This window comes from Tardiphaga sp. P4_G1 (assembly GCF_056401215.1).
In genome coordinates this window covers 169,552-195,321 of the sequence record NZ_JBFUJU010000006.1, presented here as the reverse complement: position 1 = coordinate 195,321, position 25,770 = coordinate 169,552, and the positions used below count along the sequence as shown (strand labels likewise).

Here is a 25,770-nt window from a genome sequence, read left to right as displayed (position 1 = left end):
TGGGAGACAGTGTGCTGAGGGACAGGTACCGCAACAAATTCACCCGGGAAGCAACCGTAGGACGAGAGACGTGCAGGACCTATTATAGATGATGTGAGGTGCGAATGTGAATGCCGCTGTGAGGTGTCACACAGCCTGGCCGACTTTCAGCAACATGCAGCCGCTGATCTTCAGGCTGCCATCCGGCTGCGGCTCCAGCGTGTAGAGCGCATCCCACGGCACGCCATCGGCATCGACGATATGGACTTTCTGCTCGATGGTGCCACCGGACGTATTGTTCTCGGTGAATTCGAAGCTGCGATGGCGATAGATGGGCGCATAGGCGTTGCGCACCATGTCCATGAAGCTGTCGGGATCGGTGAAAATGCTCTGGATGCCGGGGGCCGCGAACCCATAGGCAGTCACAGCATCGTCGCGCGCCAGCGCATCGGCTTGGGAGCTGATGATCTTCTGCGCCGCCGCTACATCGTCCGCAGCATGGAGAGGCGATGCGAGGCCGATCATTATGACGACAAGAAAGAGGAGGTCGCGCATAGGCTCACTTGCTCAAAGTGTTCTTGTAGATGACGCCGTCTTTCATGATGATTTTGAAGTTATTCGCGGGATCGGCAATCAGGTTGATGTTGTCCAGCGGATTGCCGTCGACAAGCAATAAGTCCGCGAGCGCACCCTGTTCCACGACGCCGAGCCTGCCGGGATAGGGATTGCGCTTGCCGGACAGCGCCAGCAGTTCGGCGTTTGTAGATGTCGCCATGACCAGCGCTTCGGCGGGGGTGTACCAGCGCGTGAGCGAGGCCAGAATTGCCCCCTGTTGCTGCGCAAGCGCGCGCGAGAACAGCACGTCGGTTCCCCACGCCGTCTTGATCTTGTACTTCCTTGCAAACTCGTAGGACCTGGCTATGCCGGGCCAGACCTCATCCGCCTTGGCTCGCTGGACGGAACCCTCCGGAAAGCCAAGCCTCAAGCCCTCGGGGAGGGGCTGCAAGCTCAACCAGATGTCCTTCTCGGCGAGTAGCCTGGCGGTCGCCTCATCCATCAGCATGCCGTGTTCGATGCACTTCACGCCAGCGGCAACGGCTCTCTGGATCGCAGCCGGAGTGAAGGCGTGCGCGGCGACATATGTGCCCCAGTTCTCGGCCGCTTCAACGGCGGCGCGTAGTTCGGCCTCGGTGAAAGTGGTCACGTCGACCGGACTGAAAGGTGACGACACGCCGCCGCCCGCCGTCAACTTGACCTGGGAGGCGCCCTGCATGAGTTGTTCGCGCGCGCGCACGCGCACCTCGTCAGGGCTGTCCGCAACTATAGCGCCACCGACCTGCTCCATGCGGGTGAGCATGCCGCCGATCGTGCGTGGCAGGTCAGTCAGCTGCCGGAAATCCCCATGCCCGCTCGTGATAGTGATCATGGCTCCGGACGGATAGATGCGTGGGCCCTTGACGATGCCCTCGTCGATGGCACGCTTGAGGCCGAACACCGGCCCGCCAACATCGCGAACGGTTGTGAAGCCGCGCATCAGAGTGTCAGTCGCTTCGCTGCCGGCCAGCAGATTGTTGTAGCCGACGTCACCGAAAGCCTGTGCCGGCGTCACCCGTATCAACATCGCATGCCAATGATTGTCGATCAGGCCAGGCATCAGCGTATGCCCGTTTCCTGCAACACGCTGAGCGTCTGCGACTGCTATCGGTGCCGTGGAAATACGCTCGATGAGGTTGCCCTTGATCAGCACATTCGACGGAGCGGAAAGAGTGGCGCTTCTCCCGTCAAAGATTCGAACATTTTCGAAGAGCACATCGCCGGCGCTCGCGCTGGTGCAAAATGTCAGCGCAAGAATCGCTGCGAGCCATCGACTACCGACAGGGAACAACATGAGCGTTCTCCGAGCAGTAAAGCCTGCACTATGACAGATAACGGCGTCCACTTGAAGGTGGCGCCGCCACCGGTGGATCTGCGATATCGGCTGATCTACGGGGAATCCGCTCGGCCAGACGTGAATATATCTGGTTGCTCAAGCTCGTCTGGCATCGCCCATCCTTCAGCCATCAAAGCGACATGGAGCGCGGTTCGAACCTCGGGCGGCTCAATTTTCCCGACAGTCGCCTCATCAAGAACAGCGATCAGCTTCGTCCACCGCGGCGTTGTCTTGGCTTCGCTGTCAACGTAACGCTGGACCCATCTAACCGCCGCCAGGAGAGAAAAGATCGTGCGGTTCTTCGCCGGGGTTTGCCCGGGCGCCTCAGGCATCAATCGAATTGGTTCAAAGATCATTTGCACACAAACCGACTGCTGAAATTCGCTTCATCGTGCCACAGAGCCGGCAATACGCAATGGGTGCCGGCATGACACGCAGCAACTGCACGTCGCCCTGAAGGCCGTGATCCAGCGCGCGATCATCGTTCTGGATGCGCTGGCCCACTCTGAGATGCGATTACGGTCCGGTTCATCTCGACCGGCCGCGAGATTGCGGGCGCAAAGTCTTTGCACGTCGACCCAACCCTCTTCCCTACTGACGAAAATCCCCCCGAATTAAGATCGCCAAAGTGTCCGCCGTCGACGACGATTGTCTCACCGGGCTCGAGGCCCGGCTCATGCGGGCAATCAGCAACGCTTCAGAGGACAGAACGCGTACCGAATGGCTTGGCTGCAAAAAGCAGACCCTCACAGACTGGCTCTGTGGGGCCACTTTGAGAACGACTCGGCTATCTCGTTGATATTCCACGATCCCGCATTTTGAAAACGACTCGATTTTGACTTTAAGAGCGACTCGATACCCCCGTTTTTCGCTTTGAGAACGACTCGATTTCGCAAGACACTGAGAAACCGCTGTTATTCGCGCTAGTTTTTTCCGGAGAGAGACGCATACGCTGGTTCTTGTGAACGCCAGCGGGTTCGTCCTCTCCATACTGATTAGGGTCTATGGAAGTGCGTCCGTTCGCCGATATGGTCGAGAGCCCACCGCAATCGGTGACGGGGCGGCATTTAGGGCTAGGCAGTTGGATATGCCGGACTTCTGGTCGTTCTAGGCTATTCACGCACCGTGCGCACGTCGGGTTTGGGCTTCGACTTGGGCTAGAGCGTAGCGGGCCATCGCACGTCTTGAGGTAGTTTGTCCCCCCTTAGCGCGCCCGACCGATCATTAGCAAAATTCCGCCGACCTGCGGTAAGAGTGCCAATAGCACCAAGCGCAGCATGGCGAAATCGTCGGCCGTTGGCTTGAGGGTTCCGCAACTGAGCCAAGCCACAATCCTAATGGCGGCATCGGTTTGCGGATCGGCGGTGTGTGCGACCGAATTCAACGTTGCGTCGAGCGCGCGGCGGAGGTCCGTTACGGCCTGCTCGCGCTCGCGACAGTACCGACCGACTCCGCCAGCACATTCCCGGTCACGTGCGGTCATAGCGTCGCGTAACGCGTCCTGCGCTCTCGTCACTGCAGGAGTGACGCGTGACGCCCGAGCAAGCGTCACGTCGGCGATGTTAAGGGAAGCGAACCCGATTCCGGCGGTGGCGACGAATACAAGATTTATGAAGCATACCAACCAAGCCGCCGCAGCTCTGATCCGCCGGCGCGTGCGCCAAAGCTGGGCGGCAGCTGAAGGGATGGTAAGAGCTACCAGGTCAGCGGCGACGCCAATAGCGAGAAACAGCCATCCGGCTAGATCGGTCGAACCCAGCGACCGAGCAAACCAACCATTCATGATAAGACCAACGCCAGCGAGAGCGAAGGCAGCCGCGGTCAAGCCGTACGAGCTGGTCGAGCAACGGTTCGTTGCGTGCCAGCGTGACTCCGTGACTTGTGTGATGTCGGGCGTGACGCGCGTTACGTTGGCCGTGACGGGTAACGCGGCGGCAGAAGTGATGGGCGTGACGTTAGCCGCGACCGGTAACTCGGTAGCAGGAGTGACGGGCATGACATTCGCCGTGACTAGTCGCGCGCCGGTGGAAATGACTCGAGTGGCGTTGGTCGCAACTGGTAACGCGGCGGGAGGAGTAATGGGCGTTACGTTGGCTTGTGACGTCACGGGGCAAGTGACTTGCTGGTCGTTGGGCAGGACTTCCGCCATGACTTCGGGTAGGACGGCAGCCTGCGCAGTCTGACGCTGCTGCCGCTTGCGGTGCCGATAAGCGCGTTGTCGTTCGGCCGGCGTTTTGGGCCGGCGGGCTTCGCGCAGGGGGATAATTGACGCAGTGTTGTCGTCAACCATTGGAAACCGCTCCTATCGGTCTTGATAGTCAGGCAATCAGTTACTGGGCTAGGTTATCTGCGAAGCTGAGCGAATGACCCCGCTCGTCGGAGTTGTCTCGGAAAGTTGGCCCGCTTGTTTGCCTGGCCCAGGAGCCCGTCGGGTTCGCGCGGTCGAGGAGTTCACGCGCAACCGCCCCCAACCCGGCTTCCTCCAGCACACTCATCTGAAATTCGTCGCGGGCGGCGAACTCTTCTTCCCAGAGGTCGTCGTCGAGGAGGCTGAGCGGTGCGTCGACATCCCGACGACGGTAATTCTGCCAGTCCTCGAAACCGCACAGGCGGACAGCAAGTTCGAGGCACGCGAAGTGCTTGAGCTCGACACCGCATCCGCGCAGCACTTTGCGTAGGCGCTTTGCCATACCCTTCACCCTCTCCTCGGACATCATGATGATCATTCGTGTACTCCTCTTACTGGTTGACGTTGGGCATGGTGCGGGCGACCCTGTGGTAGGACTGGCGCCAGCGTTCGATGTCGTGGCCAAGCTCCATCAGCGTCGTGAAGCTCTTCTCACGTAGGGAGGCGCTGAGGTCGCGGAGCGGCCGCTCCGAGATGCGCCTCGTCAGGAGCATGCGGTCATGGGTGAGCGAAATGCGATGCTTCTGAGCCCAGGCCTGTAGCGACGGGTGGAAGTGGCCCTCGATGGTGTTGTAGGCGCTGCTGTAGTCCATCCAAATCCGTTCCGGACGGCCCGAACGCCGGACCAGACGCTCCAGCCTGATGATGATATCTTCCATGGCCATGTGGCTCACCGTCGCGCTCAGCGGACGGCGCGTGCGGACATCGACGACCAGCATGACGAGCGGCTTGGCGGCGAAATCGAGCATGGCGAAGTCGATCGCCCAAGCCTCATTGTGACTCGTCGCATACAGCGCAGCGGAGGTAGGAGAGTGCGTGTTGAACTTCATCTCGTCGTCCTTTCTCTTCGAAGGTCTCGGCTATCCGCGGCCGGTCGGCCGCCGCCGGCCGCCGAGTTTGATGTCGAAGCGCTCGAGCGCGTTCCAGATCGCCGTGTCGCTGGTCTTGACTCCTCGCGGTTCCAGCGCCTGGCGGATTTCGCTGAGCTTGATGTCGGGACGCTGCGCGACCAGGGTCCGCAAGAAATCTTTCTGGTCGTCTAGCTTCGATCGATGGCCGAACTTGCGTGGCGCGACTGCACCGGCCTTGCGCCAAGCCTCGATCCAGCGTTTTGCCTCGCGATAGGGGATGTCCATTGCTTCCGCAGTTGCCTTAGGGCCAGCGCCTGCCGCCACGGCCGCAATCAGCTTGACGCGGACGCCATCGCCGGCTTCGGCCAGGGAGGCCTTCATTCGTTTGGTCTTGTCGATGAGCTCAATCAGGAGAGGATCGACGACACTGCGCGGGTAGCCGAAATCACGATTTTCTTGTAGCGAAAGGGAAGGGGCCACGTGCTCGGAGCGCAACCAGGAAACAACGCGCCGGGGGTGCATATCGGCGCGGCGGGCGATTTCGGGCACGAAGATGTACTTGGCGTGGAGCGCCTGCACATCGTTCGCGAGGTAGGGCGCATAGCCGGGTCCTCGCTGAGGAAGCAGGTCAGGCCGAATGTTTGCTAAGCGGGAGAAGAAGGCCACATTGACCTGGAGAAGTTCGGCAGCGGTCGATTGGGCAATCCAGCGAGGAAGCTTCAAGCCGAGGGGCGCGTTCTGCAGGTGCTTGTTGACGCCGGCCACGAATGAATCGATGTCCGAGACGGCCAGGCTGAAGCGGATATTCCGGCGCTGCGCGCCGGTGTCGTGGATGACGACGTCGCCGGCGATGATTGCGCTGATGACGGCGGCCCAAGGGGTCTCGCCCGCGCCGAGCGAGCGGGCGGCCACCATAATCGAACAGCACCTTCCGAAACTGGGCCGGGCCGCCGACCAGATCTCGGCCATAAGTTGGTTGACCGACGAGTGAAGATAGCCGCTGTAGCCCGGAACGAGACCTTGAACTCGGCCTTCCAGGCGCCGGATCAGGCCGTGGTCGGCGAGGCTCGACAGCACAGAGAGGGGAAGTCCGAGGATTCCGGCCGCCTCGTTTTCGCCAACGGCGTTCTTTATCTGAGCAAGCAATGGCCGTACGTCCCGTATACTCATGCGGACAGGCGACCGGGCATCGTCCGCCCGGATGACCGGAACGAGACCGCTCTCGGCGAGGCGCTGGAGGATCGATCTGCGGACGCCGAACGTCTCAGACAGAGTCTGGATCGTCATCGTCGAGCTGGCCGCGTCCTTGCCTAGGCGAAGCGCGTACCTCTCGCTCGTCGACTCCATGTTGCCGTCGACCAAGCCTCGGAGCAGATCCCGAATGCTGGGTTCGATGTGCTTGTCATAGGTGATGTAGGCGAGCGGGCCGATCTCCTTTCGGCGTCCGTAATAGATGGGGCGCTTGTCCATGTCGGCGCGATATCGGTCGCAGAGATCCGCGAATCCGGCTACGCCACCGATGATAGCGCGTCCGGCCAGCGCGAGCAGTGCCGGCGTCAGCTGTTCGAACTGCTCGCTGCGCTTGCTACGTCCCTGCGCTGCGCCTTTTTTGGTCGGATCCGCCGTGAGGCCGCTCGCCAGCGCAACGATCGCTTCGAATAGATCGCCGTTGGAGAAGTCGCGCCACTCCTCCGGCAGCAGCGCGCGGGCTGCTTCCTTCTTGGCTGGATCGGGATCGATCAGGTCGACGACAAAGTCGTAAGCCTCCTCGTCTTCGACGGGCGATACGGGTTGCTGGAAATCGCGTAGATCGGCGTCGCATTTATCGCAGAGGTTCGGAACATCAGCGCGTAACCAGCCGAGTTTGCGATCGCAGGCTGGGCACGCCGACAAAAGTTTCTCCTTCGTCTGCCGATCGAATGCGATCGGACGAAGCTCCCAGATAGCGCGATGATAGGGATCGATTTCCAGCGCGCGAGGCGACACCCTCCGGAATTTGGTTTCGCGAAAGTGAAGGCGGATCTGGGTGCCGCAGAAATCGATGCTCTCCGAGCCAGAATGCGCGAATTCGCCCGTCAGGTAGGTGCGCGAGACGATGTCTTCGGACGTACATCCTATCAGCGCGGCGATGCGCTTGATCTCGCCTTCGTCGGTCAGCGTCGTCGCGAGTGACACCGCGTTGGGCTTGGTGGCGTCCGCGATCTTCAGCATCGTGGCGACGTTTCGGATGGCTGTGACCGACAGCGCGCGGCCTAAGTAGCCGCGCAGGCTCTCGTCGATGTAGGGCGCACCGACCGTCGCGATGAATTTCCGGGGTGGGGTCGCGAGCGTCATGCGGGCTCCATGCTCTTGCCGCCGGACTTCTTCTTGGCCTCGGCCTCGGCTTTGAGGCGGCCCAGCGTCTCCTTCTTCGGGCCGTTCGCGAACGGATCGAACAAGGGGCGTTCCTCGGTGGCGTTGAAGGCGCGGAACGCGGCCTCGAAATCCGGCCACTCGATCGACGTGCGGCCGCTGCGCAGCGTGCGTTCGAGCGCCATGCGGAGCACGCGGCAGGCGGTGCCGGGAACGCCATTGCACATGTCGTAGATCTTGGCGCGGTCCTCCAGGCTGGCGACCCAGCCGAGCGGCTCGTCGACGACGCCGATCTTCACCATTTCGTCCTCGATGCGCTGGAGGAAGCGGAAGAAGTAGCGACGGTCGCCCAGCTTCTTGATGTCGAACGGCAGCAATGTCGCGTCTTCGTCCGCGACCGTGCGGCTCTTGAGCTCCTTCGAGCGGAAGAGGCCTAGCATCTCGTCGGTGCCGATCAGGACCACGCTGAAGATGCCTTCGTTAACCATGGTCTTGAGCAACATCGCCATGCTCTTGCCGGTCTTGCCGCCGTCGTAGCGGAGCATTTCATGGGCCTCGTCGATGACGAGCAAGAGCGTGCGCTTCGCTCTCGCGATGTTGTAGACGCCGCGCGCGACGACCTGGACATCGACCGGGCCGGACCCGGGCATGACCTCCTTGGCGGCGTCGCCGTAGTGTTCGAGGACGACGCTGAGGAAGGCGCGCACGTTCTTGACCCCGCGCATCGTCACGAAGAGCACGGGGATGTCGGCGGCGGGGAACCTTTCGTCCGCGTTTATCTCGTCGATCACCTTGCCGATTGACGTGCTCTTCATCGCCCCGCTGGGGCCGACGATCGGGAGAACCCACAGCTCCTTGTTCTTGAACGGCCTTCCTCTAGCCGCCTTGCGGCGGGCCTCGTTGACCGCGACGACGCCGCCCGTGTCTTCAAGCAGCCAGAGCATCTTGTCCCGAATCTTGCCGAGGCGGGGGTGTTCGATCAAAATCGCGTCGAACAGGCGCATGCGTTCGATCGCATCCTGAATGGTGTTCTTCATTTCACATGCTCCTTCGCGTTACTTGCTTTCGGTGTCGGAAGGTCGTCAGGCGGGCGCTGCGGTGACCTCGATCGTCTCGTGTGCCTCGTGCGTTTGGCCTTGTAGATTGCGGGCTTGCTAGGTTTCCGCCGCGGGCGCTTCAAAATGTCCGCGATGTCGGCTTCGTCCTCCGTTGGGTTCGAAAGGTCGATGGCGCGCAGCTGTTGACGGCTCTCGCCGATGGGCAGCTGCTCAGCGAGCTTCTTCCAGTGCTGTTTCAGCTGTTCCAGTGCTTCGGACCGCTCGGCTTCCGTGCTGAATGCGAGTTCCCGCTTTCTTACGAAATCGCGCAGCCGCGCGTGCCGCGCGAACGACAGCTTCGTTGGAACGTCAGCGATGTCGACGGTGATCCAGCGCGGAGTCGGTCGGGCGCTGCTGTCCCACACGAAGATGCTGGAGGCGTCGGATGGATCCTTGATCCTCACCTTTACGCGGTCGCTAGACTTCATCCTCAGCAGCATCTCGGCGACTGCTGGGCTATTGTAGCGGAGCCCCTTGAAGCGGATGCCGGACGGTGTGAGCACGACGATGCGGGAGAGGCTGAGATCGACGTCGAAGTCGGCCTCGTCGGGGATCGGGCGCGTGGAGTCGTTGACCGTGGGCTCGGTCGTGTCGTGTGCGTCGGCGCGGATGAAGCCGCGCAGTCGGTCGATGATATTCCGGATGAAGTTACGCATATCTTCTAGTCCTTTCTCTTGTTACCAACCTTCGTCGTCTGCCGTTTCGTCTTCGGGGAGATCGGTGGGGGCGGTGGTCGGAGCCTCGGTGGTCTCGCCCCATCCCCCGTCACGGTCCTCGTCGTCGCGGACGGGGGTGCCGCGCGCTCTCGGATCGCCGGTCGGGTCGCCGCGCATCTCCTTGACGTAGGCTTCGTGCTTGACCTGCTCGCGCTCGGCTTTCTTGTGCTTCTTCGTCTTCTGACCTTTGGCGATCGCGACTTTGCTTGGCGTGCGGCCCTTGTTGGGAGTATTGTCGCGGTCGAGCAGTTCGGCCGCGAGTTGGTCGGGGACGCTCTCGGGCTCGGCCTTGTTGAGTCCGGCGGTCGATGCTTCGGCCTCGACGTCTCTGATGTCGTCCAGAGTGATGTCGATGGGTTCGTTCGCCATGGTGTCGTCGAACTGTCCGAGTTCGAATGCCAAGCCACGGCGAGCCTGGCGGCTCTTGCGCATCGGCATCTGGCCGGCGAGCGTCTCCCAGTTGCGGCGCAGCCGGTTGAAAGCGTCCCAGCGCTCCTCTTGGGTGGAGAATGCGAGACCCTTCGCCTCGGCGAACTCACGGATCCGGTCGTGATGCCAGAAAGTCAGCCCCTTCAGGAATTGGGGGTCGGCGTTCGGCATCGTTATCCAATAGGGTTTGGGCTCGCCACCGCGATTCCAGACGGAAATCGAGCCAGTGTCGGCAGGATTCCACTTCACGATTACGCGCGCACGCGACTGGCCGAAGGTCCGCGGATCCTGCGAGCGCTTCTTCTCGAGGCGGACGAGATCGTTCAGGAGCAGCGAAGTTACGCTCTCGTCGTGCCAGCGCATGTTCTTGAACTTGATGCCGTTGCCGGAGATGGTCGCGGTGTCGACGCATCCGAGGACGTGGTCCAGCGCGCCGACGTCCTTGATCCAGCGGCGGCGCTGGACCGCGAGTCCCTCTTTCCAGGCGAGCGCCGGAACGGCGCCAATTCCGTCGTGCGGGCGGTAGCTGTAGACGTCGTTGAATTCGTGCAGTAGCTCGTTGAGGTCCTCGAGAGTGATCAGCGCGTCCTTCGTCGGGTTGAGGCCGACCTGACGCATAACGTAAACGTTGTAACGCACCGCACCCGCAAGCTTGTGGATCAAGCCCTGGTTGATGGTCCGGAACAGCCGTTCGCAAATGGCCTTGTACTGGGGCGTATCCGCTGGCGCATAATGAACTTCCGTGCCGAGATTGGACATCGAGTGCTGGAACGAGGGCGACTGATGGGCCCAGTCGCGATCGAGCAGGATCTCGGTTGGGCAGCCCCATCCGTCCCACGGCCTGTTGATCTGTGGATAGAGCTTCTGGACGTATCCCTTGTGCCGGTTGACGCGCTTCATCGTCGCCAGCACAGAATATAAGCTCGGCGGCTCGAACGTGATGAACCACCCCAGCAGCATCCTGCTATAGACGTCGATGCAGGCACTCAGATAGGGCCGCCCGAGCGGCAGCAACAGCCTGCTGTCGAGCACGTGAACGTCGAGCGGTGTCGTGTCGATGATGGCGAGCTCGAGCGGCCGCGTCGCTGAAATGTGCTCGCGATGGCCGTGCAACTTCCGCCAGGCTTCGCTGCGACTGGTCTTGCGGGCTAGGTTATCGAAGGTGGCCGCCTTGTCGATGCGGCGCCGGAGCACTTCCGGTCGAGGGTATTTGAGCTGCTGTTCTTTGGGACGCTTCTTGTTGAGCGCCTTAATCACATCGTGGAGAGCGCCGTAGGCGTCGTTGTAGTCGCGTCCGCGGGCACCGTAGTAGTGGTCGATCGCCTTTGGAATCTCGGCCTCGATTTCGTCGGCGAGGCGGCGGGGCGAATTCTTGCCGCGGTTATCCCTGAAGGCCTCGAGCGGCCGCGCGCCGGGCCGTCCGCAGTTATTGACGAAGTGGCGAAGGCGGGCGACCTCGACGCGAAAGGGCTTCGTCTCGCTCTCCGCGATCTCGTTCGTCTCGTAGCCGAGTCGGGCCGCGACGGGGCGCCAGCGGCTGATGAGCTCTTGCAATCCAACGTCACCGAGAGAGCCGTTGCCCTCTTCGTCCCACTTTTTGGTGTAGAACTGCCGGGCCAGCGCCTTGCGCCCCTCCGACGTGAGCTTGGCCTTCTCGGGATTGTCGGAATCCGTCCAGCACTCGTCGGGGCCGAATTCGCGGGTCTCGATCGGATTGCCGTCCTTGTCCTGTTCGACGAGACGGATCTTGCGCAACGCGTGTAGTTCGCAAAATGTGTGCTCCGGCAGCTTGACCTCGCCGCCGCCGTCTACCGTATGGAAGACCAGCACGTTGAACGCCTTCCAGCGATCGAAGCGGCATAGCCCCTTCTCGAAGTGCTGGAACAGTTCGCCTTTCTTGATATCGAGCGAGGACATTCGCGGCCCTACGACTGCCGTATCGCGGTGTCCGAAATGAACTGGAACAGCCGCTCCGCGATGGCTTTGTACTGCGGAGCATTCGCCGGCGCGTAATGAGCTCCGGTGCCAAGATTGGACATCGAGTGTTGGGAAGAAGGCGACTGGTGCGATTGGGAAACGTAGTGCTGCATTTGTGGGCTCCTTACTTGCCGACCTGAATGGCGGCGCTCTCGGTCAGGGCGACCGGCGTCTGCTGGGTGATGCGGCGATCGATGTTGACGCGGACATGGCGGCGGACGATCAGGGCGCGCAGGCGCGCGAGTCCGTCCGGGCTCCACTCGTCGTCGGTGCGGCTGAGCGCGGCGACGGCCTTGCCCCACGTCATGTCGTTGGTGCGTCGGAAGGCTTCGCCGAGGCGGATGTAGTCCTCAGCCGAGACCGCGGTGAACCGGTCCATGCGGATCAGCTGCGCGTTCGCCAGGCGATGGCCTTCGGCGAGATACTTTTCTGCGGAGAGGATGCGGAACTTCCAGCCGCGGATTGCGCAAATCTGCCGAGCCAGCCACAGCTTGAACGAGTAATCCGGATCGCGCCGCGCTTCGTCTTCCTTCTTCTTGATTTCGACGATCTCGATCGCTGTACTGCTGAGCAAGCGCTCAACGTCCGGGAAGTAGATGAGCACGCTCCCGTCGCTCATGTGGAATTCCATGCGCATCGGCTGCGTCATGAACGAGCGCACGTTCCAGTCGACCTCGCAGACCCACACGAAGTGGCGCTCGGCGATGCCCTCCCAGGGCAGCGGGCGTCCCGCCTTGAGCGACGGGAAGTCACCGGTTGGTATCTTCCGCACCGCTTGGATGACCGTGCGGATCGGGCCGCCGCCGCGGGCGCGCACGATCCGGACGGACTCGAGCTTGGGTCTCTTCTTGCTCATTGTCTTCGGCCGCGCCCGGCAAGGGCTCCGCCGTTCAACGGGGGGTCCCGGCGTGAACGGTGAATCACCTGGATCTTTTTTGCCCGGCATCTTTCTCTTGCTCGCCATGTCCCCCCCGGCCGATCGGCCAAAGCTTCGCCGTTCGCCGGCAAGGGTGCCGGCGTCGGGCATGTTTGAATGGGAGGTCGAACGCCGAGATGGGCGCAAAAACCCGCTTGCGTGGCGCGGGGTGATGAGCAAAGCTCCAGATGCCTTTGCAGGCAGCATCTGTCGTTGCTTTCGACCGGTGAAGGGTCGGGCGGGCCGCTCGCAACGGCCCGCCCCACCTGTTCCGCTTTCCGCCCTTCTTCAGGCGGTCAGCAGCATCTGTAGTCATTCCCCCGGGACACCCCGCTGAAACTTGAGTGTGAAAATCGCACAACCGCGCCAAAAGCGGAAATTTCGGCGGCCGGTGGAATTCACGGCAGAAAACTTCATCAAGATCGCGAAATTGGAAGGAGTGTGAGGGCGGCGATTCACCATATTCCGCGGCCTCGGACGGGGCTTAAATGAAAAGTTGGAGTTCAGCGGCGCTGCAATTTTGTGGGGACCGATTGGTGCGATATTGGTGTTTCGAGGCGTGACTCTTTGCGAAGAAAAAAAGTTGAATTGCGGGGATAACTCCCGAACTATTCCTTTTCTGGGCTTCCGAGATCCTCAAACTTCGCCCTCGTCGCTTCATCAGCAGCCTTAGCCAAGAGGGCCCAGATGGTCTGGCGGCGATCATGGCGCTCGACGGTGCACCGAGCGTTACGGGCCCTGGTCCCGACGAGCGGATTTGCACCTTCTATGATATCCACCACGTAGTCGGACACGTCTGCCAGGTTGCTGACGTTGGCGATCCGCATCGAGCCGATGGTGCGGCGGAAGGATTCGTATCCGCCGGGGATAAGGTCGATCGTGATGATAAGCAATGGGCTCTCCTTCGCGGTTAATGATCACTGGTCTGAGCTTGGTCGTCCGAAAGAGACCTTGCTTCGACGGCCGGCAGAATTTGCGACGCTTGATCAAAGCTTCGATAGGTTCATCGTCACTCTTTTCTCACCGGTATCGGCTTCATCGTTGCCGCGCGCCAAGCCGATAGACGCGATTCCAGGAGCGTGCCCACTGCCGGTTACGGTCGAGCCAGATCAATTGTGAAGTATGGATCCTGGTCCCGTCGGGGTGCCGGGGATGGCCGGCAACGCTTCCCACCAGAACCAGGACCATAGCGTGAGGATCCTCCTTGCGGGCAACGTGCACGAAGATTGCGCGCCAGCTCTCAAGCATCGGCGCGCGCTCCAGTTCGAGCAGAGAGGGCTGCTCTCCCTTCATATAGGAATCGAAGCCGCGTTTTAATTGGACTATCTCATCCTCTTCTTTGATCGACATGTTCGAAATCCCGGTCATGCTACGCAACTTGAGAGGTACCTAGTGTCTCGCTGCGGTAGCATTTCGCGCCGCAACGGTGCCCGCCACAATCCTTTGCAGCTTACGAATACTGAATCCGGCCTTCTCCCAGGCTCGCCCGATTACCTCGATCTCGTCGGTCGCGAGTGGCCACGCGAATCCCTCCTCCCCGTTCTCGACCGCGAACTCCCGGAGCACGTTAGCCGCCAACGCCGGCAGGTCTGCGAGCCGCGGCGTCTCCACCCTGACGATGCGATAGCGGTCCTTCAGCGGCGCCGGTAATTCTTCAATGCTGTTCGCAGTCGCGATGTGCGAAATCCAGGATAGGTCCAACTCAGCATCGAGTGAGACGTCGCGGTAGGCGCGCGCCGTTTCTCGCTCCAGAAATGGCAGCAGGGCATTCCACAAACGGCCATTGCGCGACGATGTGCCCGCCTTGTCGATCTCGTCGATAAAAACGACGGGGTTCGATATCCGTGTCTGGTTGACAGCTCGCGCGGGCGCGGAAGGAACCGTGTTACCCCAAGCCTTCGGGCTGCCACCAAACATGTTATCGCTCGCACCTCCGCCGTCATAGCGATACACACCTATGCGAAGCAGGTCGCGGAAAAGTCTGCGCACCAACCGTGTCTTGCCTACGCCTGCGGGACCCGTCAGCAAAATCGGCGAAAGCCGCACCGGCTCACCTTCACGCAGGTCGCGCAGCAACAGGTCGATCGCGCCAATGGCATGAGGGTATTCCGCCATTAGTTTTGCGCGCACGGCGCCGATGTCTCTGGCAAACCGCAGCGGTAGCTTGGCGTCCACCAGGTCCTTGAATTCAGACTGGTAGTCGTTGAGTTTTGTTGCTTTGCCCTTCGGCATGACGACGATGCCCGGTTCCTTCGGCTCGCCTTCCTGACCATTTTCGTTCTGTACGCGCGTCGGCGGTAGACCCTCCAAAGGGTCGTCCTGGTTCAACATCTCGAGCCGGACAATCCGGAAGATACTGCTGCCATTGTCTGCAAAATCACCCTGAGCGACTCGACACCAGACGCCGAGACGCTGCAGAACTTGGTGCTTGGTAACCCTTGCCGTCGGCCATTCCCATAAATGTTCGATGGCAAAGGCAAGCTGTGGCAGCACGATCTCGAGGGTCTGTGGCTCAGTCGGATCTGCCGCCAGCATCAGTGCACTGAGTGCTTCCTTGCCGTGGCCTTCGGCGAGCAACAGGTCGGCGAGAGTTTTGCATGCCTCTTTGCAACGCTCCTTCTCCCCAGACCAGAAATCCGTAGCGACTTCGTCCCGTGGCACGTCGCCGATTTCTTTAATGCGCGACCAGAAAAGCTCCGCGGCGGGCGGCCAGCCGCGTTGCCACAGGAGCGCTACCGGTAGAGGTACCGATGATAGATTCTTTGATGAGCGGTCGCCGGCAGTCACCCCAGCCTCCCTCAGATTTCGATCACGTAGTTCGGATCGAATCGCATGTTGTCCCAGCCGCGCTGCTTTGGCGGCCAAGGGCCATAGCCCTTTGAATTGCTGACGATGCGCGTCCGCCCGACTTTGAAGTCGCGACTTTCGTGTGTGTGTCCATAGACCCAGAGATCCACGTTTTCCAGGAGGTCAGAGCAGTCGCTGGTATAGGCCGCCGAAAGTATGTCGGTCTCCGTGCCCGCCTTCATAGCTTCTCGTACGCATCCGTGGTGCGTGACGACGACCGTCCGGTCCGCACGGGCCTCGCGCGTGACTCGCGCGATGAAGTCGCGGGACTCAAAGTGACGGGCGAGCGTGTCCGCTGGACGTAGACGCTCTATATACTGGCACTTACGGATCCGATGGTAATCGTTCATTCCCTCGGCCGCGTACCTCATGGCGAGATCGCGGTTTCCGAACAGTTCGAAATTAGTCCAGAGGGTTGCGCCGACGAATAGCACTTTGTCGATCACGACGGCGCTATTCTGAAGGATGTGAAGATTCGTTCCGGCCGCCGCCAAGCATGCCTTTTCGACGGTACGATCGATATCGCAGCCCCAGAATTCATGATTGCCAGCAACGTAGATAATTGGCTCATCGGCCACGCGGTTCAGCAACCACTCTACGCCACGCTCCATACGGGTGATCAGATCACCGGCGACGACAAGGACATCGAAATCCGGACGAGCCGAGCCCGCGGGCAGATCCCAGCCGCGGGTCTGCTCCATATGGAGATCACTGATGATCCACAGTCTCATGAACGTTCCTTGATTTCGAACGAGACAACGTCGACGTCAACGAAACTGTCGGCGTCCCGATCGTAGCGTCGGCAAGCCATGACGCGGATGATCGATTACAGCAGAGGCATTCTCACGCCCGCGCCTGACGGCGCAGGCACCGACCACTCACTAAACGGCGGTCACAAGTTCTCGGAATCGGTCACCCGCCCCCTAGAGTGCCCTGAGCCGATAGTACTGGGACCATGTACGTGCCCAACCGTTCTCCGGATCGATGAGAATGAGCTGAGGCGCATGAACGTGAGCACGTTACCAAGGATTGGGTGTCCGCGAACCGAGCCAGCGATGCAGCCCACGGGTATGAAGCCGTACGACCATTTCGACGATCGGAGCGGCCCTCGAATCCATTGGCTCAGTATTTCCCCTGTCCGAAGATCGCGAATATTGCACACCAAACCTGTCAAAGTGTCCTGAAGAGAATTCAGACTACCGTATGGGGCCATTACAGACATCTCGGCTGCTCCGCGGTTTACGTTGGCCGCAGTCTTCAATCGTCGCTGGCTGAGCGGCGTGTGGCCGCCCGAGCGATGACTTAATCAATGAAGTCAGAATTTCGCGACCAGCCACAGGTCGCTGAGAAGTCTACAAGATGGGTCATATTTCGAGCGACGCCGTAACGCAGAGGAGATCAGAATCGCTGATGCCGGTTCACCCTCAAGTGCGCAAGCCAGGACAGCCGATAAGGCGAGGTCGACCTCAACAGCCGTGATCGGGCGCGCTTTCATTTGTTCGACCGCGACGCGAATTGCGACGGCGGCATCGCCAAGAATTGCGCGAGACCAATCTGGTTCTTCGTGAATTTCGGTCCCCAGCAAAACTTCGCGGATCCCGCCAATGCCTCTGCATAGAAGAGCGCTGGGCCTGCGTGTACGCCACCAAACGAGCGGAGAGAACGGTGCGATATCTGGGGCCAATGACGATGGCGCGCGATTCCCCGATGCGAGCATGAGACACTCCCATAATGTTGCAGTCATGGATTTACTGATGCGCCGCTTGGCGGCGTAGGACTCGCTGTCAGTGAACGAGTCCTTGGGTGGAAAACTAACTCTCGTTTAAGCTCAGCAGACTTAAATCCTCATCAAGGATTTAGTGATAAGAACAAGCCTAGCGTTCTGCTTTTGGAACAATCCGGCCGCGAGGAATTTGCCTCAGCCGCGATGGTTAATCTTGTCTTAATGCTATCACCGAAACTGGCGCGAGTCTCAAAAAGAGCAAGTTATGGTTAACGTCCCTGACATCGTGCCATCCCAATTGCGAGCCGCCAGAGCTTGGCTCGGGTGGAGCCAGGACGAACTAGCGCTCAAATCAGGGATCTCAAAGCACTCGATCGCTCGATATGAACAAGGACGCTCTATAGCCTACGACGAAACTCTAGCTAAGCTCAAAAACACGCTGGAGGCGGCGGGCATAAACTTCCATTTTGACGGCGCAACAAAAGGCATCAGCGCAGGCCAGCTAGGTAGTGGAGTGCAAGTTCGTTTGCCAAAGTGAGTCGCCGCCTGCTGTTGACGACGTTATCGTGCCCTAGAGGCCGCCCCATACTTCCGGCCGAAGGCTGCATCTTCGTGTATTTCCACCACCCTAGGACGAATGGTGTCCGAGTCGGTAGACTGATGCCGCGAATCGGCGCCCGGCATCGTACTAGCGATCATGGTCTGCACGGTGGCGTGGTGGCGTTATGCGGCGAATACCTATCGCAGGTCGAGCGGGCGACGAAACGCGCTCCAGGCAATGCGGGCGAGCTTGTTGCGATGTATCCTCGGCGCAGCATCGGTCAGGCACTCTCCGAAGCTGAACTTCCCCCAGTTCTGTGGTCGCATCAAAAGGACCTTGGCAGCCTGGATGAAGAGGGTTCGCAGGTGTCGGCTGCCGAAGAGCTGAGGCGTTAAGAGCCGCTGCGACGAATATCGCTCAGCATCGCGGCCTCGATCTCCCGAAGCCAGAACGGCATGTCCATCGCTTGGTACAGTGCGGCCGCGCTGATGAAATACTTCTGCGCGTGCGCGTGGGGGCCGCTACGCCGGTAAAGCTTGCCGAGGCCGAACAACGACGAGGAGGAAGCGGACAAGCAGAATGCCGCGAGTGAGCCGAAGGTGAAGCGCGGAGCTGCAACTGGTATTCGCAATAAAAAAGATGCGAAGCCCCTTCTGCGGATAGACGAACTTGCGCCGGCGTTAAGGACTGACGAAATGATTGGCTCCGCAGTTCCGACGACAAGAATGTCGGCGAAGTGAGGAACATTGTATTCGGCACAAAAGGCGGTCGCGATTATGCGGTCGTGGCTTCCGGCGGATTTTTTACGACCGGAAAGGACAGTATCGTCGTCCCGGTTCGGTCACTGATGATTTCGCAGGACCGCGGCAGCTTTATCTTTCAATCACTAAGGAGGCCATGAAAGCCGTGCCGCTTATGCCTGATCCTGACTACAACGGGTTGTCCGATCCGACGTGGCGCACGCGCAACGATGCCCTCTTCCAAAAGCTCTGAAGTTTTGATGAATGGGTGAATCCTAGGCATCTCGCCTATCACGGGGCTTCGAAATAGACAGTCGCTACAATTTTCCCGTGAACTGAATTCACGAAGCAGGCATTCGGTCCGCCACACTCCATCAGACAGGCGGCCCAATGCGAGATAAACTCTGGCACAAGCCCGCCGACCGGACGTGAGTGCGGAAAATCTCCCGCCCGATTTCACATGAATGCCGCCTACGCTCAGTCCTCAAGAATAGATTTTGTAGCGACAAACACCTGTTCCGCAGTGCCTTTGATCGTTCCTTTTGCCCATGCTTGGAATAGCGTCACGTAGGCAGTCTTGTGGGCGACCTCGTTGTGGCGGTGTCCAGAACGAGAGCACCGGTATCGATGCAAATCTCCTCGATTAGAACGAGTCGTTCTTCGTGCTCGGCCAGGTGGCGCTGAACAATACTCATTAAAACTCCAGACAACGCCCGCAGGCAGTTCATTCACTGACGGATGCAGCGAAAGCCGTGACATCCTATGCGACGTGGCGCGCAGGGGGCCGATCTGTCTCGCCATCGAGCCAGTCTTGTTCGGCGGCCAAATCCAACCACGCTTTTTCCATTCGTCTGTAGCGTGCGATCGCCGGGCGGCTGGTCGCTACATCGGCTAGCTGGGAGCAATTCGCGGCGTTGTCACGGAAGGTGTGTGCAAGCTTCATTTCATCCTCCTCTAACCCTTCGTTCTTCGGGTCACAGCGTTCTTACTTGCCGCGCTCAATGTCGCGGGCCTGCTGTTCCAATTCGTCCGTCAGCTGGAGAATGTTGCGCTGGACCTCCGGGTCGGAAACCAACCGCGCCATAGCACGATACTTTTCGACCTTTTCACGCAGTTCCCTGACAGTACGCCTCGTATGCATTGCATTTCCCTCCGCGGCATCAATACGCCGGAAGGTACAAATAGTTCTGTTTCAGGCGCTGCAACTAAGCCTGGCTTTGAGTCTTTGAGTTTTCTGGTTCGACCTGCTGCAGCTGCATCGGCGCCACGGGAGATCGCAAGGATGCGTTTTGCACTTCATCAGCCAGGCGCATCAGTTGATCATGCAGCCGAGCATACATTGCGCGTTTGGTAGGATCTGTCGCGAGATCCCGCACCAGACCCGCCTCTGCAGCATCTATCCGCAGCTTTTCGATCGACGCCAGAAAATCTTTCATGAGACGCGACGCTCCGTGCTTAAGAAGGCGGGAGCGCTACAGGCGGTCTCGTCACCGATATATGCCACAGACGTGCGGTGATGATGGACAACGAACTGCTTCGATGTCGGTTCCAATCGATTAAATTCAATTGAGCTGCTGTTTGCTAGCTGGCTGCCTTTCAGGGCGTCCAACGGAACGCGACCCTATTTGCATTAGGTCGATCAAGAAGCGAACGAAAAGGCCGGCATTCGCTTATCGTGTGGGTCCTCCGATTTGTAGAATGAAAATGATGTTTCTGGCACAAAGACAACGAGTTAATCGACCGCGTGGAGAGTCAACCAATCCCTATTTGACGGCGGCACTCGTCGGCACAGCGGGCCTGGTGGCTTCCGCTATTATCAATCGCTTCCTCGCAAAGAAGGCGGAGCGCGACAACCCACCAACTGGCAGATTCATCAACGTTGAGGGCGTCGATCTGCACTATATCGAGCGCGGCGTCGGACCAGCTGTCGTGCTGCTGCACGGCAATGGGAGCATGATCCAGGACTTTGAGTCGAGTGGATTGATCAACGCGGTCGCCCGCGATCATCGGGTCGTAGTATTTGATCGACCAGGCTTTGGTCACACCAACAGGCCTCGAAACGCGGTGAAGTGGGGTCCGAACGAGCAGGCCGATCTGATTAAAATCGCTCTCGAACGCCTCGGCATTCAGAACGCAATTATTGTTGGCCATTCGTGGGGAGCCTCAGTCGCGGTCGCAATGGGATTACGCCATCCTGCCTCGGTACATGCGCTTGTGCTCGTGTCCGGGTATTATTACCCGAGCTTTCGTCCGGATTTTGCCGCGATGTCTGCGCCTGCTGCACCTGTCATCGGTAATCTGATGAGTGTGACCGTATCGCCGATAGTCAGTCGGTTAATGTGGCCAGCACTCGTCGCCAAGCTGTTCGGCCCGGCTGCAGTGCCAGCCAAATTTAGGCGGTTTCCGAAAGAGATGGCAGTTCGCCCTTCTCAAATCCACGCCGCGGCCGAAGAATCTGGTTTGCTCGTGCTCAATGCTACCCGCTCTCAGGCTCATTATAAAGAGCTGTCAATGCCTGTAACCATTATCGCAGGCCAAAATGATCGTCTGATCGATCCAATCTCACAGTCTGGACGTTTACATGACGATGTCGCGCAAAGCAGGTTTCACCCGATCCCGGAGACCGGGCACATGGTGCACCAGACGGCAACTCAATCCGTCGTCGATGCGATTGGTGAGGTCAGCACCCCAGCCTCTGCCGTCGACAAGTAAGGGCAACCTGACGGCGGGATCTGAAAGATCGGTTTAGGACTACGTCCCATATCAGCACCGTCACAGGAGGACGATAAGCGCTGCTAATGCAATCAAACCCGCTATACCCGCCATCATTAATATTAGAAAGAACTTTAACATGCAGAACAACAAGGCGATAACGACGAAGTTGCACGCGTAGTCGCCGATTTGCGAGCGGTGAATGTTTCCCCTGCAGGGCGAAGAACTGTTAGCTTAAATGGGCAACCACCCAGAGGGGAACCCCGTGCCTAAAGCTCCTGGAAAAGCGCACGCGATGGATTTCGAGCAGCTTCTTGAAGCAATCGCCGCAGCAGGCGTGACCTTGTGGACTTGGAATGTTGACTCCGATGAACTCACAATGGATGACGCAGCATTTGACCTTTGGGGCGTCCCAAGGAGCGACAGCGTAACTTTCGAAGATCTTTCAGCTCATATACACCCTGCGGACCGAGACCGCGTCAGGGCGGCTTTTGCCGCCACACGGGGGATTGTTGGACCCTATGAAATCGATTTCCGTGTCATCATAGAGGAAGAAATCAGATGGATCTCTGCTCGGGGGAAGGGCGACGACGCCGGCATCCGAGATCGCGTAATGTCCGGAATTTTTATCGACGTCACCGGACGTAAGCAGGCCGAAGAGGGGCATGAACTACTCGCCGGAGAAATGAGCCACCGAGTTAAAAACCTGCTGGCAATTGCATCGGGCCTTACGGCCATCACGTCCCGGTCGACGACAACGAGCGTCGAGATGGCGAAAGAGTTGACGCAGCGGTTATCTGCTCTTGGGCGAGCCCACGATCTTATCCGCCCGATCCCAGGGCATGAAGGCAAAGCAGCATTACTCGGCGACTTGTTAACCGTGCTGTTGGCGCCTTATGACGACCTCGGTGCATTCAGCGGGCGAATTCGCGTGTCAGTACCACGTATGGGCGTCGGAGAAGCGTCCGCGACGACACTTGCCATGGTCGTGCATGAACTTGCTACCAATTCACTGAAGTACGGTGCGTTGTCTTCCCCCACGGGAACGCTTGACGTCGCATGTTCAAGCCCCGACCGGGAAGTCGTCATCGTCTGGACGGAGCGTGGCGGACCTCCTGTCTCCGCTCCAGTTGGGGCTGGCGGCTTTGGAAGCAAACTCGTTGCACGAAGCATGACAGCCCAGCTCGGCGGCTCGATCGACCGTCAGTGGCAGGAAGAAGGAGTAGTCGTAACAATAAAATTGGATAAAGAGCGGCTCGCTACGTGACAAGCCTGTAAGGCATATCGCGATTATCGGCAGCGTCGCGCCGCGACCGGCGGCGTCGTCGGTGCTCTGACCGAAGCCGGCGTGTCGAAGGAAGATGCGCCACTTTATGCAGAAGGCGTTCGGCGCGGCGGGACGCTCGTCTCAGGCAAGGTAGCTGACGCGGATCGCACCCGCCTCGACAGCATCTTGAACCGATCTTCGGTCAATTCACGGTAGAAGACGGGTAGGACTGGTTACGATCCGGCCAGTAAGCCTTTTGGAGCGACGAACTACGGAAAGAGCGCAGCTTATACGACAGCTAACACCGAATTGGCCCGTGAAGCGGGCCAATTCTTTAAGTGCGGTGACTCCGGCGCGTTCACGACGGTTATTGAGCGTTTAGTCAAGGCGGGAACTTCGCGAAGGTGGAAGTATTGCTCTATGGCTCGCGGCCAACTTGGACAACGGCGCCAAACTCAACATGTCAGGAAATAGAATGATCCTCCCAACGGATACCATCGTTGCGGTTGCCGACGGTGAAAAGTTGAACCTTTTCCGCAATGTCGGCACCGAAACCGAAATGAGCTTGGTCGCTGCTCCCGGCGAGGATGTCGAGCCGGTCAGCGGCAGTGGTGGACAGAATAGCAGCTCCGCCAACCCCGATCAGAGTCGGGCGGAAGAAGACGGTTTTGCATCCGGCATCATCGAAATGCTGAATGCTCAGGTGCTAACAAATAAGTTCAGCAACATCGTGATCATCGCCGCGCCGAAGACACTTGGTGAGATGCGCAAACATTACCACAAAAAGCTCGATGAGGCTCTGGTCGGCGAAATCGCGAAGGACCTGACTGGTCACTCGATAGCGGATATCGAGAAGACGATACTTGCTGCGTAGCTCTTGAGATCCTCGACCGGCCACTTGGACCAGGCACCTTTTTCTGGCGAGTTCCAAGAATTGCGAAGGATGAGCCCGATCGACGGGGAACTCTCCGTTGAAATCCGCGTTCGCAATCCGCCGCCGGATACGGCAGGTATCGATAACAGGAGGATTCGATGGGTCTGTTCACTAAAGACATTAAGACCATGGAAGACATGTTTCTTCACGGCTTGCAGGACATCTATTACGCTGAAAACCAGATCACCAAGGCGCTGCCACAAATGATCGAGCAGGCGACCAATCAGGATCTTGCCGCTGGCCTTAAGTCGCATCTTGAAGAGACCGTGAAGCAGGTAGGTCGTCTAGAACAGGTCTTCAAGAAGCTTGGCAAGGAGCCAAGCGCTACGGATTGCCCAGCCATCGACGGTATCATCAAAGAAGCCAAGGAGACGGCGGGCGAGATCGACAATAAGGCGGTCCTGGACGCCGCCATCGTCGCGAACTCTCAAGCGGTCGAGCACTACGAGATTGCTCGCTACGGCACGCTTATCGCCTGGGCAGAGGAATTGGGTCACGACGACGTTGTGCGGCTGCTGACCACCAACCTTAACGAAGAAAAGGCGGCCAACACCAAACTGAATACCATCGCGCTTCGTAAGGGCGTCAATAAGAAGGCGGTGGCCTGAAGACGCCACCGATCGTCGGTCGCGACGGTGACACTGCAAAATCCCGTGACGCCAGATGGCGGGCACTTCGTCGTGAAGGGCCGCCTCTGTCTCCGGCTAGGGAAGCACTGATGGAATTTGCAGCCGCCAGAGCGATCGCTCGGGCGGCTTTTGCATTTAGTGAACTGTTGGCCTTATGGATGGTCCGCTAATCGGCGGCGTCTGTCCTCTCGTGCAGTCTGACCCACGGCACGGATACGTATCGGCGCTCTCGGCAACGGTGTTCGCGACATCTTCGGTGGGGGACTGTCGTCCTCATCAAGTGAGCTGAGCGCTACGAGAATATCGCCGATCCTGACCGTCCCATTGGAGCCGGGGATCTGGCGTAACCATGGCTTCCCCTCCACCGTAAAAGCATCTGATGCCCAAGCCGCAAGAACGCATCGCTTTTGCAGAGTGTCTAAGAAGGGATTCGCGAGAACTTCCCGCGGATGCGTGAAGGTGCTGGCGAGGAAGGAATTTGCGTAGATTCCATTCATCGACATGGCAGATGTCGTCATGTGGGCCTCCTAACTCCTTTCGTTTGAAGGCGATAATCGATGTAGATTTCTACAATCCTCGGTCAAGAGGGGAACCAAAAATTTTTGCGATCTTGCATCGCTTCTACCCGCTGAACTCGCTCTAAAAGCCGCGGCCGTGCAACAAAGCAGGCCTGCGAGTGGGGCTTCGTATATATGCCCCGCATCGTTGTAAACTTCCCAAGCGGCTAGCGATTAGCGCGCAAAAGGACGTTCCATTATTTCATGAAGGCGGCCAGTTCGTCCGGCGTTCCCATCGGGAAAGCTTCTTTCAAGTAGTCCAGAAAGGCAGAAACACGAGCGCTCAGCAGCCGCCGAGAGGGATAAAGAGCCCACAGAGCGATGTCCGGTCCGCCTACGTCGCCCCACTGCACTAACGTCCCAGCAGTCAGATCATGACTTACGAGTGATATCGGAAGGCGTGCTGCGCCAACGCCCGCGCGGACCGCGTCGCGCACCATGACAATCGATGAAAGAGAGAGGACTGGATCGACCGTGATGCGCGATTTTCCTGTTGGTGTTATTACATCCCAGGATGTGATCTGGCCGCCTGCTCCACGCACGACAGCTGGGACAGGCAAGTCGGCAGGTCGAGCCAAACTTGAACTCGCAACGACTACCAGCCGATCGCGCAGAAAGGCTCGTCCGACGAGGCTTTCATCCGGATCTGGATCGATGCGGATGACCAGGTCGTAACCTTCTTCCACCATGTCGACGGGCCGGTCTTCGGTCGTGATCTCCAGCCGCACCTGCGGATATTTGAGCGCAAACCCAGCGGCCAGCCTGCCCATGGCAATCTGTGAAAACAGCAGGGGAGCGCTGATCCGCAATTTGCCGCGCGGCTTGTCGCCGCCCGAAGCGATCGCGGCTACCGTCTCGTCGAGCTCGGTAAGCAGGGTCCCTGTCCGCTCGTAAAGTGATCGCCCCTCCTGAGTAAGCTTCAACTCCCGCCCGCCGCGCTCAAACAGGCGCAGGCCGAGGATGCTTTCCAATTCTGCCACCCGCCGCGACAGGGTTGCTTTTGGGTGCCCCGTCGCACGTGCCGCGCGGCCAAACCCGCCATGGCGGGCGACCAGGTTGAAATCGGCGAGGGCGAGTAGATCCATCTGTTCCATCTATGAGACTGTCTGTCCAAATATACTGCCTATCGGACCATATGTGAACCACTCATATTCAGGGGGTGATCA

The 25,770-nt window shown here is 59.3% G+C and carries 24 protein-coding genes and 3 pseudogenes; 8 read left to right on the top strand and 19 right to left on the bottom strand.

The genetic code is table 11. The features are described 5' to 3' along the window. Positions 1–126: 126 nt before the first annotated feature. From AC1DUY_RS16240 to AC1DUY_RS16170, 15 genes and pseudogenes are all read right to left on the bottom strand, one after another. Positions 127–534: a DUF4864 domain-containing protein gene (locus AC1DUY_RS16240; protein WP_478115575.1), complete on the bottom strand. Its 408-nt coding sequence runs from the start codon at positions 532–534 to the stop codon at positions 127–129. A gap of 4 nt (positions 535–538) precedes the next feature. Next, a complete protein-coding gene (locus AC1DUY_RS16235) occupies positions 539–1,867 on the bottom strand; it encodes a metal-dependent hydrolase family protein (protein ID WP_478115573.1) in 1,329 nt (442 codons plus the stop codon). Positions 1,868–3,113: 1,246 nt separating this feature from the next. Beyond that, positions 3,114–4,199 (bottom strand): hypothetical protein, encoded by a 1,086-nt coding sequence (locus AC1DUY_RS16230; protein ID WP_478115571.1) that lies wholly within the window; start codon positions 4,197–4,199, stop codon positions 3,114–3,116. A 40-nt stretch (positions 4,200–4,239) separates the two neighbouring features. Beyond that, the gene (locus tag AC1DUY_RS16225; protein ID WP_478115569.1) at positions 4,240–4,635 is read right to left on the bottom strand and encodes a glyoxalase superfamily protein; all 396 of its coding nucleotides are present in this window, start codon (positions 4,633–4,635) and stop codon (positions 4,240–4,242) included. 13 nt (positions 4,636–4,648) lie between these two features. Next, complete coding sequence (locus AC1DUY_RS16220) at positions 4,649–5,146, bottom strand: hypothetical protein (RefSeq protein WP_478115567.1); 498 nt, start codon at positions 5,144–5,146, stop codon at positions 4,649–4,651. A 30-nt stretch (positions 5,147–5,176) separates the two neighbouring features. Next, positions 5,177–7,501: a hypothetical protein gene (locus AC1DUY_RS16215; RefSeq protein ID WP_478115565.1), complete on the bottom strand. Its 2,325-nt coding sequence runs from the start codon at positions 7,499–7,501 to the stop codon at positions 5,177–5,179. Next, entirely contained in the window at positions 7,498–8,556 is a 1,059-nt protein-coding gene (locus tag AC1DUY_RS16210; RefSeq protein WP_478115563.1) for an ATP-binding protein, read from the bottom strand. Before AC1DUY_RS16210 ends, AC1DUY_RS16215 begins: the two co-directional genes overlap by 4 nt. Further along, positions 8,553–9,272 carry a Mu transposase C-terminal domain-containing protein gene (locus tag AC1DUY_RS16205; RefSeq protein ID WP_478115561.1) on the bottom strand — a complete coding sequence of 240 codons (720 nt, stop codon included), beginning with the start codon at positions 9,270–9,272 and terminating at the stop codon, positions 8,553–8,555. The genes AC1DUY_RS16210 and AC1DUY_RS16205 overlap by 4 nt, the downstream gene beginning before the upstream one ends. 21 nt (positions 9,273–9,293) lie before the next feature. Next, a complete protein-coding gene (locus AC1DUY_RS16200; RefSeq protein WP_478115559.1) occupies positions 9,294–11,678 on the bottom strand; it encodes a hypothetical protein in 2,385 nt (794 codons plus the stop codon). 184 nt (positions 11,679–11,862) lie between these two features. Next, positions 11,863–12,702, bottom strand: coding sequence for a Tn7 transposase TnsA N-terminal domain-containing protein (locus AC1DUY_RS16195; protein ID WP_478115557.1), 840 nt, complete (start codon positions 12,700–12,702; stop codon positions 11,863–11,865). 560 nt (positions 12,703–13,262) lie between these two features. Next, the gene (locus tag AC1DUY_RS16190; RefSeq protein WP_478115555.1) at positions 13,263–13,547 is read right to left on the bottom strand and encodes a hypothetical protein; all 285 of its coding nucleotides are present in this window, start codon (positions 13,545–13,547) and stop codon (positions 13,263–13,265) included. 142 nt (positions 13,548–13,689) lie between these two features. Further along, the gene (locus AC1DUY_RS16185; RefSeq protein WP_478115553.1) at positions 13,690–14,004 is read right to left on the bottom strand and encodes a DUF6634 family protein; all 315 of its coding nucleotides are present in this window, start codon (positions 14,002–14,004) and stop codon (positions 13,690–13,692) included. A 39-nt stretch (positions 14,005–14,043) separates the two neighbouring features. Next, a complete protein-coding gene (locus AC1DUY_RS16180) occupies positions 14,044–15,441 on the bottom strand; it encodes an AAA family ATPase (RefSeq protein ID WP_478115551.1) in 1,398 nt (465 codons plus the stop codon). A gap of 11 nt (positions 15,442–15,452) precedes the next feature. Then, positions 15,453–16,232, bottom strand: a complete 780-nt coding sequence (locus AC1DUY_RS16175; protein ID WP_478115549.1) for a metallophosphoesterase — start codon at positions 16,230–16,232, stop codon at positions 15,453–15,455. A gap of 192 nt (positions 16,233–16,424) precedes the next feature. After that, positions 16,425–16,505, bottom strand: a pseudogene (locus AC1DUY_RS16170) (DUF6634 family protein); the annotation flags it as partial. A gap of 984 nt (positions 16,506–17,489) precedes the next feature. Here AC1DUY_RS16170 and AC1DUY_RS16165 point away from each other — a divergent pair. Together AC1DUY_RS16165 and AC1DUY_RS16160 are read left to right on the top strand one after the other, a co-directional pair. Beyond that, complete coding sequence (locus AC1DUY_RS16165; protein WP_478115547.1) at positions 17,490–17,762, top strand: helix-turn-helix domain-containing protein; 273 nt, start codon at positions 17,490–17,492, stop codon at positions 17,760–17,762. Between the two features lie 122 nt (positions 17,763–17,884). Continuing rightward, the gene (locus AC1DUY_RS16160) at positions 17,885–18,160 is read left to right on the top strand and encodes a hypothetical protein (RefSeq protein WP_478115545.1); all 276 of its coding nucleotides are present in this window, start codon (positions 17,885–17,887) and stop codon (positions 18,158–18,160) included. On the opposite strand, the gene AC1DUY_RS16155 is transcribed toward AC1DUY_RS16160, so the two are convergent. Then, entirely contained in the window at positions 18,157–18,339 is a 183-nt protein-coding gene (locus AC1DUY_RS16155; protein ID WP_478115892.1) for a hypothetical protein, read from the bottom strand. The two genes, AC1DUY_RS16160 and AC1DUY_RS16155, sit on opposite strands and share 4 nt — an antisense overlap. Between AC1DUY_RS16155 and AC1DUY_RS16150 the strand changes: the two are divergent. Beyond that, positions 18,314–18,758 (top strand): annotated as a pseudogene (locus AC1DUY_RS16150) (PRC-barrel domain-containing protein); the annotation flags it as partial. The gene AC1DUY_RS16155 and the pseudogene AC1DUY_RS16150 sit on opposite strands and share 26 nt — an antisense overlap. Positions 18,759–19,490: 732 nt before the next feature. On the opposite strand, the gene AC1DUY_RS16145 reads toward AC1DUY_RS16150, so the two are convergent. Continuing rightward, positions 19,491–19,646, bottom strand: a complete 156-nt coding sequence (locus AC1DUY_RS16145) for a hypothetical protein (RefSeq protein WP_184511684.1) — start codon at positions 19,644–19,646, stop codon at positions 19,491–19,493. A gap of 64 nt (positions 19,647–19,710) precedes the next feature. After that, a complete protein-coding gene (locus tag AC1DUY_RS16140; RefSeq protein ID WP_478115543.1) occupies positions 19,711–19,941 on the bottom strand; it encodes a hypothetical protein in 231 nt (76 codons plus the stop codon). Positions 19,942–20,203: 262 nt separating this feature from the next. Here AC1DUY_RS16140 and AC1DUY_RS16135 point away from each other — a divergent pair, with 262 nt between their 5' ends. The 5 genes and pseudogenes from AC1DUY_RS16135 (at position 20,204) to AC1DUY_RS16115 (ending at position 24,026) form a co-directional block, all read left to right on the top strand. Then, positions 20,204–21,217, top strand: coding sequence for an alpha/beta fold hydrolase (locus AC1DUY_RS16135; protein ID WP_478115541.1), 1,014 nt, complete (start codon positions 20,204–20,206; stop codon positions 21,215–21,217). Between the two features lie 295 nt (positions 21,218–21,512). Further along, a complete protein-coding gene (locus tag AC1DUY_RS16130; protein ID WP_478115539.1) occupies positions 21,513–22,484 on the top strand; it encodes a sensor histidine kinase in 972 nt (323 codons plus the stop codon). 39 nt (positions 22,485–22,523) lie between these two features. Next, positions 22,524–22,786, top strand: a pseudogene (locus AC1DUY_RS16125) (hypothetical protein); the annotation flags it as partial. 173 nt (positions 22,787–22,959) lie between these two features. Then, positions 22,960–23,358: a host attachment family protein gene (locus AC1DUY_RS16120; protein WP_184511679.1), complete on the top strand. Its 399-nt coding sequence runs from the start codon at positions 22,960–22,962 to the stop codon at positions 23,356–23,358. Positions 23,359–23,516: 158 nt separating this feature from the next. Continuing rightward, positions 23,517–24,026: a YciE/YciF ferroxidase family protein gene (locus AC1DUY_RS16115; protein ID WP_315843506.1), complete on the top strand. Its 510-nt coding sequence runs from the start codon at positions 23,517–23,519 to the stop codon at positions 24,024–24,026. A 775-nt stretch (positions 24,027–24,801) separates the two neighbouring features. Here the strand turns inward: AC1DUY_RS16115 and AC1DUY_RS16110 are convergent. Beyond that, entirely contained in the window at positions 24,802–25,689 is an 888-nt protein-coding gene (locus AC1DUY_RS16110) for a LysR family transcriptional regulator (protein ID WP_478115537.1), read from the bottom strand. Between the last annotated feature and the right edge of the window lie 81 nt (positions 25,690–25,770).

Coding starts and splice junctions, on each gene's coding strand:
- AC1DUY_RS16240 (WP_478115575.1), bottom strand. CDS start 534: ATGCGCGACCTCCTCTTTCTTGTCGTCATAATGATCGGCCTCGCATCG.
- AC1DUY_RS16235 (WP_478115573.1), bottom strand. CDS start 1,867: ATGTTGTTCCCTGTCGGTAGTCGATGGCTCGCAGCGATTCTTGCGCTG.
- AC1DUY_RS16230 (WP_478115571.1), bottom strand. CDS start 4,199: ATGGTTGACGACAACACTGCGTCAATTATCCCCCTGCGCGAAGCCCGC.
- AC1DUY_RS16225 (WP_478115569.1), bottom strand. CDS start 4,635: ATGATCATCATGATGTCCGAGGAGAGGGTGAAGGGTATGGCAAAGCGC.
- AC1DUY_RS16220 (WP_478115567.1), bottom strand. CDS start 5,146: ATGAAGTTCAACACGCACTCTCCTACCTCCGCTGCGCTGTATGCGACG.
- AC1DUY_RS16215 (WP_478115565.1), bottom strand. CDS start 7,501: ATGACGCTCGCGACCCCACCCCGGAAATTCATCGCGACGGTCGGTGCG.
- AC1DUY_RS16210 (WP_478115563.1), bottom strand. CDS start 8,556: ATGAAGAACACCATTCAGGATGCGATCGAACGCATGCGCCTGTTCGAC.
- AC1DUY_RS16205 (WP_478115561.1), bottom strand. CDS start 9,272: ATGCGTAACTTCATCCGGAATATCATCGACCGACTGCGCGGCTTCATC.
- AC1DUY_RS16200 (WP_478115559.1), bottom strand. CDS start 11,678: ATGTCCTCGCTCGATATCAAGAAAGGCGAACTGTTCCAGCACTTCGAG.
- AC1DUY_RS16195 (WP_478115557.1), bottom strand. CDS start 12,702: ATGGCGAGCAAGAGAAAGATGCCGGGCAAAAAAGATCCAGGTGATTCA.
- AC1DUY_RS16185 (WP_478115553.1), bottom strand. CDS start 14,004: ATGTCGATCAAAGAAGAGGATGAGATAGTCCAATTAAAACGCGGCTTC.
- AC1DUY_RS16175 (WP_478115549.1), bottom strand. CDS start 16,232: ATGAGACTGTGGATCATCAGTGATCTCCATATGGAGCAGACCCGCGGC.
- AC1DUY_RS16165 (WP_478115547.1), top strand. CDS start 17,490: ATGGTTAACGTCCCTGACATCGTGCCATCCCAATTGCGAGCCGCCAGA.
- AC1DUY_RS16160 (WP_478115545.1), top strand. CDS start 17,885: ATGCCGCGAATCGGCGCCCGGCATCGTACTAGCGATCATGGTCTGCAC.
- AC1DUY_RS16145 (WP_184511684.1), bottom strand. CDS start 19,646: ATGCATACGAGGCGTACTGTCAGGGAACTGCGTGAAAAGGTCGAAAAG.
- AC1DUY_RS16140 (WP_478115543.1), bottom strand. CDS start 19,941: ATGAAAGATTTTCTGGCGTCGATCGAAAAGCTGCGGATAGATGCTGCA.
- AC1DUY_RS16135 (WP_478115541.1), top strand. CDS start 20,204: ATGAAAATGATGTTTCTGGCACAAAGACAACGAGTTAATCGACCGCGT.
- AC1DUY_RS16130 (WP_478115539.1), top strand. CDS start 21,513: ATGGATTTCGAGCAGCTTCTTGAAGCAATCGCCGCAGCAGGCGTGACC.
- AC1DUY_RS16120 (WP_184511679.1), top strand. CDS start 22,960: ATGATCCTCCCAACGGATACCATCGTTGCGGTTGCCGACGGTGAAAAG.
- AC1DUY_RS16115 (WP_315843506.1), top strand. CDS start 23,517: ATGGGTCTGTTCACTAAAGACATTAAGACCATGGAAGACATGTTTCTT.
- AC1DUY_RS16110 (WP_478115537.1), bottom strand. CDS start 25,689: ATGGATCTACTCGCCCTCGCCGATTTCAACCTGGTCGCCCGCCATGGC.